At 51.6% G+C, this 15,091-nt stretch carries 12 protein-coding genes; 9 read left to right on the forward strand and 3 right to left on the reverse strand.

What is annotated here, in order from left to right; translation table 11 throughout:
* Positions 1 to 35: 35 nt before the first annotated feature.
* The gene (locus ACOQPM_RS09295; protein ID WP_420628976.1) at positions 36 to 1,226 is read right to left on the reverse strand and encodes a glycosyltransferase family 4 protein; all 1,191 of its coding nucleotides are present in this window, start codon (positions 1,224 to 1,226) and stop codon (positions 36 to 38) included.
* 181 nt (positions 1,227 to 1,407) lie between these two features.
* Here ACOQPM_RS09295 and ACOQPM_RS09300 point away from each other — a divergent pair, with 181 nt between their 5' ends.
* The 9 genes from ACOQPM_RS09300 to ACOQPM_RS09340 all read left to right on the forward strand — a co-directional run bounded on the left by ACOQPM_RS09300 (position 1,408) and on the right by ACOQPM_RS09340 (position 11,557).
* Positions 1,408 to 2,070, forward strand: a complete 663-nt coding sequence (locus ACOQPM_RS09300; RefSeq protein WP_420628977.1) for a LysM peptidoglycan-binding domain-containing protein — start codon at positions 1,408 to 1,410, stop codon at positions 2,068 to 2,070.
* Between the two features lie 51 nt (positions 2,071 to 2,121).
* Positions 2,122 to 2,679: an NUDIX hydrolase gene (locus ACOQPM_RS09305; RefSeq protein ID WP_420628978.1), complete on the forward strand. Its 558-nt coding sequence runs from the start codon at positions 2,122 to 2,124 to the stop codon at positions 2,677 to 2,679.
* Positions 2,680 to 2,765: 86 nt separating this feature from the next.
* Complete coding sequence (locus tag ACOQPM_RS09310) at positions 2,766 to 4,598, forward strand: NAD(P)/FAD-dependent oxidoreductase (protein ID WP_420628979.1); 1,833 nt, start codon at positions 2,766 to 2,768, stop codon at positions 4,596 to 4,598.
* Between the two features lie 396 nt (positions 4,599 to 4,994).
* Positions 4,995 to 5,309, forward strand: coding sequence for a hypothetical protein (locus ACOQPM_RS09315; RefSeq protein WP_420628980.1), 315 nt, complete (start codon positions 4,995 to 4,997; stop codon positions 5,307 to 5,309).
* A gap of 10 nt (positions 5,310 to 5,319) precedes the next feature.
* Positions 5,320 to 6,378, forward strand: a complete 1,059-nt coding sequence (locus ACOQPM_RS09320; protein ID WP_420628981.1) for a glycosyltransferase family 2 protein — start codon at positions 5,320 to 5,322, stop codon at positions 6,376 to 6,378.
* Positions 6,379 to 6,547: 169 nt separating this feature from the next.
* Positions 6,548 to 7,858: a lipopolysaccharide biosynthesis protein RfbH gene (rfbH, locus tag ACOQPM_RS09325; protein ID WP_420628982.1), complete on the forward strand. Its 1,311-nt coding sequence runs from the start codon at positions 6,548 to 6,550 to the stop codon at positions 7,856 to 7,858.
* 103 nt (positions 7,859 to 7,961) lie between these two features.
* Positions 7,962 to 10,562: a helix-turn-helix transcriptional regulator gene (locus tag ACOQPM_RS09330; RefSeq protein ID WP_420628983.1), complete on the forward strand. Its 2,601-nt coding sequence runs from the start codon at positions 7,962 to 7,964 to the stop codon at positions 10,560 to 10,562.
* A 167-nt stretch (positions 10,563 to 10,729) separates the two neighbouring features.
* Positions 10,730 to 11,002, forward strand: coding sequence for a DUF4242 domain-containing protein (locus ACOQPM_RS09335; RefSeq protein WP_420628984.1), 273 nt, complete (start codon positions 10,730 to 10,732; stop codon positions 11,000 to 11,002).
* Positions 11,003 to 11,041: 39 nt separating this feature from the next.
* Positions 11,042 to 11,557, forward strand: coding sequence for a hypothetical protein (locus ACOQPM_RS09340; protein WP_420628985.1), 516 nt, complete (start codon positions 11,042 to 11,044; stop codon positions 11,555 to 11,557).
* Positions 11,558 to 11,797: 240 nt separating this feature from the next.
* On the opposite strand, the gene ACOQPM_RS09345 is transcribed toward ACOQPM_RS09340, so the two are convergent.
* Positions 11,798 to 12,646, reverse strand: a complete 849-nt coding sequence (locus ACOQPM_RS09345; protein ID WP_420628986.1) for a DNA adenine methylase — start codon at positions 12,644 to 12,646, stop codon at positions 11,798 to 11,800.
* Positions 12,647 to 12,665: 19 nt separating this feature from the next.
* Positions 12,666 to 15,056 (reverse strand): Lon protease family protein, encoded by a 2,391-nt coding sequence (locus ACOQPM_RS09350; RefSeq protein ID WP_420628987.1) that lies wholly within the window; start codon positions 15,054 to 15,056, stop codon positions 12,666 to 12,668.
* Positions 15,057 to 15,091: the final 35 nt, after the last annotated feature.

Here is a 15,091-nt window from a genome sequence, read left to right on the forward strand (position 1 = left end):
CACAGAGGGCACAGAGGAAAAAGAGTTAAAATCTCTTAAATCTCTGTGTTCTCTGTGGCAAATTTATTTTGCAAGGCGCGTTGGTAAACGACGGCCGTTTCCTTGCCAGCCCGTTCCCATGAGAATTTTTGGGCATGAACCAGCCCGCGTTGGCGTAGTTTATCTTTTAATTCTGCGTTGGTTAAGACGGCCGTCATCTGATTCGCCAACGTTTCCACATCATCTGGGGTAAACAGCAGCCCCGCCTCACCCACGGCCTCAGGAATAGACGAACTGTTCGAGGCAATCACCGGCGTACCGCAAGCCATTGCTTCTACCACCGGCAAGCCAAATCCTTCATAAACCGACGGGAAGATGAGCAGCTCCGCCGCGTTGTACCAGAGTGGCAACTCGTTATCCGGCACGTAGCCGGTAAAAATCACTCGCTCCGCCAGCCCCAGTGCCTGCACCTGCCGGAAGATCTCATCGTACAGCCACCCTTTGCCGCCTACCAGCACCAGCTTTAATGTGGGATCATCCTGCCGGGCAAATGCTTCAATAAGCACCGGAATATTTTTTCGCGGTTGCAGCGTACCCACATGCAGCGCAAATTTATCGAGCCCATGCTTTCGCCGAAACGCCGTCACTTCCTCATGCGGCAAAGGCCGGTACACAGCGTCTACACCGGGCACAACCACATCAATCTGGTCCAAAGGAACACCTAAAAAGTGATACACATCCTGGCGGCTGGATTCAGAAATGGTAATAATGCGCTGCGCCTGCTGGCAGGAACGGCGCGTTTGGCTGCTAAGGTACCAACGCTGCAAAGCCGGGAACCGCTCTGGAAAATGGTAAAAGCTCAAATCGTACACAGTGATCACCGCCGGGCAGCGACTAAACAGCGGCGTAACAAAGGCCATGCTGTGCAGCAGATCAACCCGGTGCTGCCGCAGTTGCCAGGGCCAAATGAGTTGCTCCCACAAAATACGCAGCAGACGGTTTTCTGTGGGTAAACGGCTGGATACGGCCGTAATCCCCGGCAGATCGGCAAATAAATTTTTCTGTTGTGTAAAAACAACGTAGGTTGGTTCACCCTCTTCCCAGGGCAGATGGCGCAGCACTTGAGCAATATATTGGTGAATACCAGCCCGACGGTATCCAGCCTCGCCAGACAGCAAGTGGGCGTTAATCCCCAAACGGCTCACCTCTGCGCCACCGTTTGAACCAAAATGCTGTTCAGACGGCATAGCCCAAAATTATAGCTTATCCCCTAATAGGCAGCGACATTAGGGAAAGCTTCTGGTTAACCGCCACGCAGTTGCCACTCACTTGACGCTCATTTTGGCCTATGGTAGACTGCGTTATGTTTACTAAAGATTAACATAAGAATCATTCTTGCATCGTTTGTATGAAAAAGGTAGGAATCCTATGAAACGTTTGGTTCAACCCCGCTGGCTACTGCCGTTGCTCGTTTTGTTAGCATTGGTGCTGGTAGCCTGTGAACGACCCATCAACTCTGACAGCACCGACCCCACGGCCGATCCCATTTTGCCCGCGACGTTGGTACCCACCACCGACCCGGGTGTGGCCCCGACCACCGACCCCGCAGCGGCAACGGCCGTTCCCGATGATACCACCCCCGACCCAGCTACTGAAGCCACTCCAGAGCCAGGAGCTGAAGCCACCACGCCACCTGAATCTACCGAACCCCGTGGCGAGGTAACGCATACGGTCACTTCTGGCGATACCATCACCGGACTAAGCGTTTTGTACGATATTCCAGTTGATGTGATCGTAGCGGCCAACAATTTAACCAACATTGACGCTCTGGAAATTGGGCAGCAGCTCATTATCCCTGCAGAAGGCACCGAGGTTGAGGATATTGCCCCAGCCCAAACACCGGTAGCCGAGGCCACCACGCCACCGCCAGCTACCGAAGAACGCACCCACATTGTGCAGGCAGGTGAGAATTTGTTCCGCATTGGTTTGCAGTACGGCTTTAGCTTTGAAGAGTTGGCGGCATACAACAACATCCCCAACCCTCATGTACTGGACGTGGGGCAGGTGATTAAGATTCCGCCGGGCAACTAACATTTTCTGGAGATTGGAGACTAAAAATCTCCAATCTCCAGCGTCCCTATCATGATAAAAAAGGGTGCGTCCAAACTTCTTTGGCAACAGGAGGATAGCTGGCGACTACGCCTAGATACCTTGCAATTGCCAAACGGCCGTACCGTCCAAAAAGCAGCCGTTGCTCACCCAGGCGCAGTGGTGCTGGTACCTATACACTCACCCGCTGGTGAGCCGCCGTCCACCAACGGGCCAGAAATCCTCATGCTGCGCCAATACCGGCACGCGCTCAACCAAACCATTTTGGAACTGCCTGCTGGCACACGCGGTTGGGATGAGGATTGGTTACTTTGTGCCCAGCGCGAATTGCGGGAAGAAACGGGCCATCGCGCCGAAAAATTCACCCCGTTAGGTCAGATCTGGCCTGCTCCTGGTATCTCAGATGAGCTGATGCAGCTTTACTTAGCTGAAAGCCTCTCCCCAGCCCCCCTCCTCGGCGATGAAGATGAACTAATTGAACTCACCCCTATGCCCCTGACTGAATTGGTGGAGATGTGTTGGAACGGCCAATTACAAGATGCCAAAAGCATTGTGGGCATCCTCCGTGCGGCTCGGTTTTTGAACCATTAACCCCAAAACAAGTAGCACCAAAGTACCATCAGCTTAAGACGATTTGTAAGTACCCCCGTAAGTGCTTCAGGCTACGATTCTGCCATATGGAGCACACTGAGCTTACGATTCAACCATCTACATCTAACTTAGCCTCCGACGCACCCATTATTGTAATTGGGGGTGGGCCGGCAGGGTTAACGGCCGCTTACGAACTCACCAAGCGGCAGCACACACCCATCGTCCTGGAAAAAAACGACAAGGTCGGCGGCATTGCCCGCACCGAAAATTATCGCGGCTACCATTTTGATATGGGTGGCCATCGCTTTTTCACCAAATCGGCTCAGGTGCAGCAATTTTGGCAGGAGGTGTTGGGGGATGATTTTCTGCGCCGCCCGCGCCTTTCTCGCATTTTCTACAAAAATAAATATTTCCACTATCCGCTCAAGCCATTGAACGCCCTGCTAGGGCTTGGCCCCATCGAGGGCGTTCGCATTATGGGCAGTTACGTGCGCTGGCACCTGTTTCCTTACAAAGAGGAAGAAACATTTGAACAATGGGTAACCAATCGCTTTGGCAAACGCCTGTTTGAAACCTTCTTCAAATCGTACACAGAGAAGGTGTGGGGTATTCCGTGCAGTGAACTAAAGGCAGAATGGGCCGCCCAGCGCATCAAGGATTTGTCGCTCAAAACAGCTATCACGGCGATGTTTCTTAAGCCGCAGGAAACCATCAAAACACTCATTGAAGAGTTCGATTACCCACGGCGCGGCCCTGGCATGTTGTGGACGGCCGTTCAAAACCGCATCAACGCGCAAGGGGGCCAGGTACAGCTCAACAGCAACGTGGTGGGCATCCAGCGGCAGGGGCAGCGGATTACCGGGGTGACAGTGGAACAGAACGGCCGTACCCACACCCTTAAGGGCAGTAAATTTATCTCCAGTATGCCCGTGACCCAACTGCTGCAATGGCTCGATCCGCCACCGCCGCCTCGTGTACTGCAAGCTGCCAACCAGCTCAACTACCGCGACTTCCTCACTGTTTGCCTCATCGTGAAAAAGCCAGAGCTATTCCCCGACAACTGGATTTACATCCACGATCCCAGCGTACTGGTAGGGCGCATCCAAAACTACAAAAATTGGAGCACCGACATGGTGCCAGACCAAAGTACCACCAGCCTGGGACTGGAATATTTTTGCAACGAGGGAGACGCCATCTGGAACATGCCAGATGAAGAATTGGTAGCTCTAGGCAAGCAAGAAATCGCCAAGATTGGCCTGGCCCAGCCAGACGACATCATTGATGGGGCTGTCTTCCGTGTAGAAAAATCATACCCGGTTTACGATTCTGAATATGCTGAGAGCCTGGACATCATCAAAGATTATTTAGGCACGTTAGAAGATTTGCAAACGGTGGGACGCAACGGGCTGCACCGATACAACAACCAAGACCATGCCATGCTCACCGGCATGTTGGCAGTACGCAATCTGCTGTTTGGCGAAAATAACAATCTTTGGCAAGTTAATGCGGAGCAGGAATACCATGAAGAATTGGTGCTCAACCAAACTTTAGACAAAGAAACGGTCACTCATGTGGTAGATGATATTCTGGATGGGGCGTTTCCAAAGCTGGACTCATTGGCGTTGGGCATGTCGTTGGGCATTGTGACGGGGTTGAGCCTGCTGCTGGCGACCTTGTTCTTGGTTGCTACTGGCGGTGATGTGAGCGGGGAAACCCTGACTTTGCTGGCACAATTTTACCCAGGCTATGACATAACGGCCGTTGGCAGTCTCGTTGGCTTAGGCTATGGCTTTCTTACCGGGTTTGCTCTCGGTTGGGGGTATGCGTTTCTACGCAATGCCACCACTGCCCTTTATTTGGTCAGCCTTCATCGCTCTGCCCAGCAAAGCACCATGCGCCAATTCTTTGAGCATATTTAGTAGCCGTTCGGAATTAACTTAGCGGTTTACGAACCGAACGGCTACTTTAAGCCCATTCGCCAATTCCATATTTTATTTGTGAATGGGCACTTAGCCTCAGATAGCCAGTTGTACTTGGCAAAATTGGCAGAATTTGTTGCACAAACCGCCAAAATTGGTTAATACTGGTATCAGAATGCCGAAACTCCTTTTTTCGGGTAAGTGTTCAGCACTCCGGCGACTTTTGAAGTTTTTGTGGCAAACTGTTGTTGCTTCAAGAGGTGAAAACTTCAAAGTCTGTGTGCCCTTTTCGGCAAACAATCGAATGATGATATGAAACTTTTTGGGGTTTGAAATCGCTTGTCGGCGGGGAGCCAGACATGGCAATACCAAGCACCAAAAAGTTTTTTTTTGACAATGGAAAAAGAACAACCAACCCTGGAAACAATTGTGAAAACGCGCGTAACGCGCCTGAATGCGGTTGTTTCCGGCCTGGTGACGGGCGTTATCTTTGGGTTGATCATTTTTATTGCAACCAACTGGCTGCTGCTCAAAGGTGGCGAGCCCGTAGGCCCCCATTTGGCACTGTTGGGCCAATTTTTTCTGGGGTACACCGTGAGCTTTTGGGGCAGCCTGGTTGGTTTGCTATATGGCTTTGTGACCGGATTTATATTAGGATTTGCTGTTGCCTTTCTTTACAACATCTTCCTTAATTTGCGTCACAAGCAGTGAGAAAATTGACATGAAACCTATGATTTCGGTGATTATTCCCGTGCATAACGGCGGCGATCTGTTTCGCCGCTGCCTGGAAGCATTGCAGGAAACATTGTATGAATCGTGGGAATGTATTGTGGTAGAAGATGGCTCTACGGACGATACGGTAGAGATAGCTTACAGTCATGGAATGCGGTTGGTGACTGGGTTAAGCCGCCGTTTGGGGCCAGCGCAGGCGCGCAACATTGGGGCGCAGGTGGCCCAGGGCAGCATCCTCTTTTTTGTGGATGCCGACGTGCTGGTGCAGCCAGGCACGGTGGGGCATGTGGCCGCTACCATGCAAGCAAACCCTGAGTTGGCCGCCTGCTTTGGCTCTTACGACGACGCCCCGTTTGCCCCTAATTTTCTCTCGCAATACCGTAATTTGCTGCACCATTATGTGCATCAGCACAGTAAGATTGATGCGTCTACCTTTTGGAGCGGCTGCGGAGCCATTCGGCGGGATGTTTTTTTGGCGATTGGTGGCTTTAATGAGCAACTTTACGAACGGCCGAGTATTGAGGACATTGAGTTGGGCTACCGCTTGCAGGCGGCTGGGCATCGGGTGCAGCTAGAGAAGCTGCTACAAGTAAAGCACATGAAGCGGTGGACACCGCGCCAAATGCTCATCACCGACGTGCGCGACCGGGCGCTACCCTGGACGCGGCTCATTTTGCAGGGCGGCGGTGCACCGAATGATCTGAATCTGAATTTTTCACAGCGGTTGAGTACGGCCGTTACCTTCATTGGCCTATTTGCTTTGGGATTAACGATGTTGTCTGCCTGGGCGTGGGTGTTTGTTTTGCTAGCAATGGTGCTACTAATTTGGCTAAATTGGCCATTTTACCAATTTTTGCTAGAAAGCCGGGGCGTGCGATTTTTGCTGATGGCGCTGCCGTGGCACTGGTTCTATTTTATTTACAGCGGCGCTACTTTTTTGGCGGGTCTGGTGCTTTTCCGGCTGGGCCGCGTGGAGCAAATAGTGGTAGATGGAATACGGCCACTCACTACCCCACCCACTAATAACCCACAAACTACCGCCGAATGACCGTTGGGCGGAATATGTAATCGGCAAGAAGTTCTTGAAATTAGCGAGCCATGATTTTGGCCGATTACCTGAGTAAACCGCAGAGTAATGGCTTCTTTTTCATCCGAAAACTTTCTGCGATTTACTTAACCATTCGCCCAAATCCCCGTTTTGCAATAAGCTATCCCTCATGAGCAAAAGCGACGCCCTACGGCAACAAATTCTGGCATTGGTACAAGAATATTACGAGGCTGAACATAGTCAGCACCGCTTTACGCCCGGTGAAACCGAGGTGCCCGTTTCTGGGCGCGTGTACGACGCGGCCGAAATGGTTAATTTAGTGGATTCGTCGCTAGAATTTTGGCTGACAACCGGCCGTTATGCCGAGCAGTTTGAGCAGGACTTTGCCCGTTGGATGGGCGTGCGCCACGCTATTTTGTGCAACTCCGGCTCATCGGCTAATCTGCTGGCACTCTCTGCACTCACTTCTCCTAAACTGGAAGATCGCCAATTACGGCCAGGGGATGAAGTAATTACGGTCGCAGCAGGCTTCCCCACAACGGTAAATCCCATTGTGCAAAATCAGCTAACGCCTGTCTTCTTGGATATTGAGCTGGGGACGTACAATGTGGATGTGTCGCTGCTGAAAGCGGCCGTTTCTCCCCGCACCAAAGCCATTATGATAGCTCACACATTAGGCAACCCCTTCAATCTGGATGCCGTGCTGGAAATAGCAAACAAGCATGACCTCTGGCTCATTGAAGATAATTGTGACGCTGTGGGATCGCTTTATAACGGCCGTCTCACCGGCTCATTTGGGCATCTATCCACCGTTAGCTTTTACCCAGCCCACCACATCACCATGGGCGAAGGAGGCTGTGTGCTTACCAACCGCCCACAGCTCAAAAAGCTGGTGGAATCATTCCGCGACTGGGGGCGCGACTGTTGGTGTGCCCCCGGCGTCGCCAACACCTGCGGCAAGCGGTTTGACTGGCAGCTAGGCGATCTGCCTGAAGGGTATGATCATAAATACATCTACTCCCACATTGGCTACAACCTGAAAATGACTGACATGCAAGCGGCCGTCGGCGTGGCCCAACTAAAGAAGCTGCCCAGCTTCATTGAAGCCCGCAAGCGCAACTGGCAGCTATTGTACGATGGGCTCAAGCAATACGAGCACTATTTTATCTTGCCACAGGCCACCCCCAACAGCGACCCTAGCTGGTTTGGCTTCCTGCTCACCGTGCGCCCCGATGCCCCCTTTAGCCGAAACGAGTTGGTGCAATTTTTGGAAGCCAATCAGGTGGCAACGCGCCTGCTGTTCAGCGGCAACATCACCCGCCAGCCTGCCTACCAAAACGTCAATTATCGCGCGGTGGGCGATCTCACCAACACCGACACGGTGATGAACCAAACGTTTTGGATCGGGGTTTACCCACGCATCACGCCACAGATGATAGAATATGTTTTATCTGTGTTTTCTGATTTTCTAAATCGTTGAATTATCAGCTCCTGTTTTACCAACGATACTTCTTCAATACTGCCTACATATTTGTTCGCATCCATACAAAATAGGAGCAAGTGCTGCAACCTATTCATATGTGATGAAACTTCTCGAACGCGAGACATTTTTACAGACGTTACATACTACATTTACTGAGGTAGCTGCTGGGAACGGCCGTATCGCTCTGGTTTATGGCGAAGCAGGTATTGGCAAGACCTCTCTCGTTGAACAATTTGCTGCCGAGTGCCCCCAGCCTGTCCGGTTGTTTTTTGGCGTTTGCGACTTCTTGTTTACACCACGTCCGCTAGATCCCATCTACGATATGGCTCGGCAAAATTGGCTTGAAATGCGCGAATTGCTGCAAAAGGAGACTGATTGGCTAGCCATTGCCAGAACTTTTTTAAGCAAGTTAGAAAGCAACGAAATTCCCTCACTGGTAATCATTGAAGATGTGCATTGGGCAGATGAAGCCACCCTCGATCTAATCAAATTCCTGGGAAGACGAATTCGATCAACACCAACGCTTATCATTCTTACCTATCGTGATGATGAGTTAGAGCCCCATCATTCTCTGCGAACCGTTCTAGGCGATCTAGCCACCTCTGGCATAATACGCAGAATCTCCCTGACACCCTTCTCCATTGCCGGTGTCCAACAATTAGCGCAAGGCAAAAATGTGGACACAGCAACCCTCCACCACCAAACCAGCGGCAACCCTTTTTTTGTGACGGAGGTGCTGGCGAGTGATGCCGATGGCATTCCAGCAACCGTGCGGGATGCGGTTTTGGCGCGAGCGACTCGCCTTTCACTGTCTGGACGAGCTACTTTGGAAGCAGCAGCCATGATCGGTGCGCGGGTCGAGCCGATGTTATTATCTGCGGTTACCAGCACTGAAGCGTCAGCCGCTGAGGAGTGCCTTGCGGCTGGAATGCTGCAAACGCAAGGAGCGATATTGGCCTTTCGCCATGAACTAACTCGCCAGACGATTCTGGATACCATTTCGCCCCAAAGAAAAATCATCCTGCATCAGTTGATTTTAGAGGGCATGAAGGCATTACCAACCGAACAACAAAACCTGGCACGCTTAGCCCATCATGCTGAGGGGGCGAATGACGCAGAAGCGACGCTGGCGTATGCGTCTGAAGCCGCACGCCAGGCCAAAGCGGCAAATGCTCATCGGGAGGCGGCTGCACAATATGCACGCGCCTTGCGTTTTTCTAACACCCTTCCTCCAACCGACCGCGCGGCATTGTTAGAAGCCTATGCTGCTGAGTGCAATGTTGTTGAGAAACGGCCAGAAGGAATATCTGCTCGCCAGGCGGTCATTGAGATTTGGCGTGAAGCTGGCAATCAGCTAAAGGTTGGAGAAAATCTAGTAGCTTTGGTCACCATGTATTTTGGACTGGGGCAAACGGCCGCTGCTGAATTAGCCAGCCAAGAAGCCGTTGATCTGCTGGAAGCACTCCCGCCGAGTCGGGAACTAGCCCAGGCATACCAAACGCAAGCCATGCTAAGTATGCTGCAACGAGACTTAGCAGAAGCCCTGCCCGAAGCAGAGAAGGCTGTGGCTCTAGCAGAACAATTTAAAGATATGGAAACCTTGTCCGCGGCTTACAATACCATTGGCTCATCTTTGATTCTTTCTGATTACGAAGCAGGATGCCACTATCTGGAAAAAAGCCTGACTATTGCCGAAGAAAATGCGCTGTCTTTTCGGGTGGCCGGTGCTTATGCGAATCTGGGCTCTGGTTCAGGCGAGATGTATTATTTTCCCGAAGCAGATCGCTACCTGACTGAAGGTACTGCCTATGCTCTTGAACGAGAGCAGCATGGCTCCCGTCTGTATATGATGGCATGGCGGGCACTCGTCCAGCTCTATTTAGGCCGATGGGATCAAGTTGGGGAGACAGCTACGGCCGTTCTGCAATATCCCGACGTTTCGGCAATCAGTCGGATAATGGCCCTGCTGGCTCTAGGGCGCTTACGCAGTCGACGTGGCGATCCGGGCGCCTGGGAAGCGCTTGATGAAGCCATTGACCTGGCCGAAGAGACACAAACATTGCAGCGCATTGCGCCTGTGCGGGCAGCCAGCGCCGAGGCTGCCTGGTTGGCCGGGAATCCAGAACGTACGTTGGCAGAAGCCCAGGCTACCTATCAATTTGCCCTTGAAAAACAACATGCCTGGTTTACGGGTGAGCTCGCTTTTTGGGCCTGGCGAGCTGGAGAAAAGCTAACAATTCCCTCTTGGACAACCGTGCCTTTTGTTCAACAAATTAATGGTAACTGGCAGGCTGCTGCTGATGAATGGGAGCAACGGAGCTGCCCATATGAGCAGGCTACTGCCCTGGCCGATGGCGATGAGAAAGCCCAATTAGCGGCTCTGGAAATCTTTGAACGGTTAGGAGCCGCACCCGCTGCCGACAAGTTGCGCCAACAGTTACGATCAGCAGGTGTGCGAGGCATTCCGCGTGGCCCGCGCCCCTCTACGCGAGAAAATCCATTTGGCCTGACGGGGCGTGAGATGGATGTGCTGGCACTTTTAACCAAGGGGTTGAGCAATGCCGACATTGCCCAACGTTTAACGATTTCGCCACGTACTGTAGAGCATCACGTTTCGGCCGTTTTGGGTAAGCTAGCTGTTGAATCACGCACCGAGGCAGTTGCTGTTGTTCACCAACACAAACTCTTTTCGGCCAAATAATATTGTTTTCCCCATCTTTTCCCCGCTGAAACGGCCGTAATTCCCAATTTAGGTACCCCATTTGTCCAAAATAGGTAATCGCGCCGATGTGGTATCTCTGGCCATCATTTAAGATTGAGCCATCAGCTGATAGCTAGAAAAATCATACACAAAAGGAGATTAAACTGATGCCTAGATACCTCGTTGAACGTACATTTTCTGACGGACTTGCTTTACCCGCCAATGCTGAAGGTGCCCAGGTTTGCCAAACTTTGATTGGCAACAATGCCACAAACGGCGTTACCTGGATTCACTCTTATGTTACCGGTGACAAGCAAAAAACTTTTTGCATTTACGATGGCCCGTCGCCAGAAGCTGTTCGCAGTGCAGCCAATCGCAGCGACCTGCCAGTAGACCGCATCACAGAAGTTCGGGTGCTGGATCCCTACTTTTATTTGTAAGGTAAACAGTCATATTCCTAGATGATTTTGGAGGTTATTATGAAAGGCAAAAAATTGATACTAGTTGGCGTTGTGGTAACCCTTTTACTGTTGACGGCGCAGTTGGTTTTGGCAGACGGCCGTGGCCATAGTGGCCATAATCCAATCCAACGATTACGTGCGGTTACGGCCCGATTCCGCAGCATCCCTGCAGCACAAGCGGCAGGTTACGATCTTGTTCCCGGTTTGGATCACTGCTTTGATAATCCTGGCGTTGGGGGAATGGGCTACCATTACATCAATCTTGATATTCTGGATTTGAACGTGGATCCGCTGCGCCCAGAAGCGATGGTTTACTCGACTGGTCAAAACGGGCGTCTGCAACTAGGGGCTGTTGAATATGTGGTGCCAGCCGCAGCCTGGGACGCCGCCGGACACAGTGAACCACCCCAACTCTTTGGCCATCACTTCCACTTCAATGAGAGCCTGGGCGTGTATGCTCTCCACGCCTGGATTTGGAAACATAACCCGGCAGGCATGTTTGAAGATTGGAATCCCAACGTTACTTGCCCCTAGCCCCTAAGTTGATTTGAAATCTGGCAAACAAAATTCACGCACCATGTGAATTAGCTCCCCCGGTTGAGGAAAGTCAATCGGGGGTCGTTCCACGTCGTTGGCGACCTTACCGACACCGACATCGTCATGAATCAAACCTTCTGGATTGGCGTCTACCCCCACCATGATTGAGTATATGTTGGATGCCTTTGCCAGCTTTATTTCAAAATATTGATTTTATTGGCCATCAGCATCTGTGCATCACGCATAATTTCGTATCAGCACCTCAGCGATTTTTCCCCGCCCATTTGCTTTTGAGTTTACGGCTCTATTCGCGTGGACAATGCTGACTGAATAGTCAGCATACAGTTCCTTAATGAAGTCTGTCGCTGAATTAGATAGCAAAAATTTCACGCCCCTTTCGTCAAGCCGATCGCACACAGATTTCAAACGCGCCTGTTCGTCTCTACCAAATCCACCTTTGGTGTAACCAGTAAAATTGGCGCTGTTCGAGACAGGATCATATGGGGGATCAAAGTAGACAAATGAGCCTTTGCGTATGTTTGCTAAAGCTTTCTCATAGTCGGTGTTGAGAATCCTGATATCGTTGTGAGCAAGATAGTTGCTTACAGCTCTTATGGTAATCTCATTCACAATATTTGGATTCTTGTACCGTCCGAAAGGCGAATTAAATTCGCCAGCACTATTAACACGAAACAGCCCGTTGTAACAAGTCTTATTCAAATATATGATTCGAGATGCTCGCTGAATGTTGTTTAACTTGCGATAAAGCGCTTTATCTCTGTCTAAGCCTCGAATTTCATAGAAGTATGCTTCTTCGTTTTTATGCTCTTTCAACTCTTGGATAAGTTTATCTGGTGCTTTTTTTATAACTTCATAGAGATTTACAAGCTCTTCATTGCTATCGTTTATGACAGCTTTTTTGGGCTGCAAATGGAATAGCACGGCTCCTCCACCCACAAAGGGCTCGTAGTATCGTGAGAATTGCTGGGGGATATATCTTTTGATTTCGGCCAGGAGCTGGCGTTTCCCTCCTACCCATTTTACAAATGGCCTGACCAACTCATTGCGTCGCTTACGTCTACTCATCGTTCTGATTAAACTTTACTTAGGCATCATCGTCTTCGCCGAAATTACTGAGTTCTTCGGCCAGTTTTAGCAAGCGGGCTTGCACAGCGTGGTGAACGGTGCCTTCGGAATAGCTGCCATCTTTTTGGCGCTGTCCGGCAGGTAGATTCATGAGCAGTTCAATGCCTTCATCCAGCGTTTCGACTGGCCAGATGTGGAAGTTACCTGAGGAAACGGCCGTTACCACCGCTTCATGCAGCATCAAATTCTCAATATTACTGGCGGGAATCAGCACCCCCTGATCCCCCGTAAGCCCCCGTGCCTGGCACAGGCGGAACCAGCCCTCAATTTTTTCATTCACGCCACCAATGGGCTGAATTTCACCCCGCTGGTTAACAGAACCCGTGACTGCCAGCGACTGCTTGATTGGAATATCGCTGAGGCTGGAGAGCAGCGCATATAGTTCAGTGGAGGAGGCGCTGTCGCCGTCCACGCCGCCGTAATTTTGCTCAAACGTCAGGCTGGCGGTGAGCGACAGCGGCTGGTTTTGGGCGTAGGTACCGCCCAGGTAGCCATTCAGCGTCAGCACGCCCTTCTCGTGAATGGGGCCAGACATCTCCGTTTCCCGCTCGATGTGGATGATGCCATCGTCACCCATGAAGGTGCGGGCAGTGATGCGGCCAGGAATGCCGAAGGAATAGTCGCCCGTGTCTAGCACGGAGAGACCGTTGACCTGCCCCACCACGCCGCCTTCGGTGGCGATGAAGATGGTTCCATCAAGGAACCGCTCGAACATGATTTCCTCGAGCTGATTAGCGCGTTTGGTGCGCTCTGCCAGTGCCTCTTGCACATCCTGGCCGGTTACGTGAGGTCGGTCATTGGCCCCTGCCCAATAGCTCGCTTCCCTCACCAAATCTGCCACCATGCCAAACACAGTGCTCAACTTGCGCTTGTCTTCGGCTATGCGGGAGCCAAATTCGACTACTTTAGCAACGGCCGTTGGCTCAAAGTGAAGCAGCTTTTCCTGGTGGCAGCGGTTGGCAATAAAATTAGCATATGCCTGCTCGGCAGCTTCATCACGCGGCATCGTCGAATCAAAATCGGCCCGCACCTTAAACAAGGTGCGGAAATCCTCATCCTGCTCAAACAGCAAGTAATATAGCCCCACGCTGCCCGTCATGATGATTTTCACCTGCAGCGGAATGGGCTCCGGGTCGAGCGTTTTGGCCAAAACCTGGCCGCCACCCATCATGGCGGCAGGCTGAACAGAGATTTCTTCTGCTTTGATGGCCCGTTTTAAGGCTTCCCAGGCAGCAGGATGCTTAAATAAGTCGTGGGCATTGAGGATGAGATAGCCACCATTGGCCCAGTGCAAGCTGCCACATTTTATGTTGGTGAAATGGGTCGTGAGCAGCCCGTTACGCATTTCATACTCCAGCCGTCCAAAGAGATTATTGTAGGTAGGATTATCTTCCACAATGACAGGTGCGCCTTGCGTGTCGCCATTGTTCACCAAAACATTGACCTCGTACCTGCTCAAATCTATCTGCTCCGGGCTGTCTACCGGCGATGTAAAATCATCAATCTGGTTAAGGACGTCTGCCTGCACTTCCTTCAGGTAAAGCTGCATCTCTTCGTCGGCGATGTCGTCAGTTTGCAAATCATCAAAGTGGTGTTGTACGGCCGTTTGCGCCACGTCTCGGTCAATCTGCTTCATCTTTTGCCGTGCTTCCAGCTCTAGCTGATGAATTTGGTAAGCCGCTTCCTCCAACTCCGCCGAGAGCTTCTGGGCTTCCTGCTCCATCGCCTGCCGCGTTTCGATGGGCAACTGCTGCACCTGCTCCGGGCTCATCTGCTGCCCATCCTGAATGGGCACAATGGCAAAGCCGGAGGCTGTTTGCATCAGGCCAAAGTTACTGGCAGCCGCTTTTTGCTGAATTGTTTGCAACGTCGCGCCACGCTGCTGCTCAAACTCTGTTTTCATGCGGTTGATGGTCTCACGGTAAGATTCGGTATCAAACGCCTGGGGCAAATCCTGCCGCAAATCGGCAATGAGGCGAGACATGCGTGCCTTGAATTTAGTGCCTTGTCCGGCAGGCAGCTCAATGGCGCGAGGCTGGTGCGGCACGGCAAAATTATGCACATAAATCCAGTCGTTTGGCACAGGCGCCGTGCGAGTTTGCTGCTGCAAATAATGCTCAATGGCGGTGGCCCGCCCCGTACCGTGTGCACCCAGCGCGTAAATGTTGTAGCCGTGGCTACCAATGCCAATACCAAAGGCAATGGACCGTGTGCCACGCGGTTGCCCAATAATGTGGGTGTCAGTTTCTAGTTCGGCCGTGCTGGTGAAGGTAAATGTGTCTGCTGGGCAGGTTAGGCGTAACTGTTCAGGGGTGAGGGGGGAAACGGCCGTATCAGTCTTCTTGGGCATCAAACTCTCCGCTGGGTCAAAAATAAGGTGGCTGC

The sequence above is a fragment of the Candidatus Leptofilum sp. genome (assembly GCF_965223525.1).
Taxonomy (GTDB): Bacteria; Chloroflexota; Anaerolineae; order Promineifilales; family Promineifilaceae; genus Leptofilum.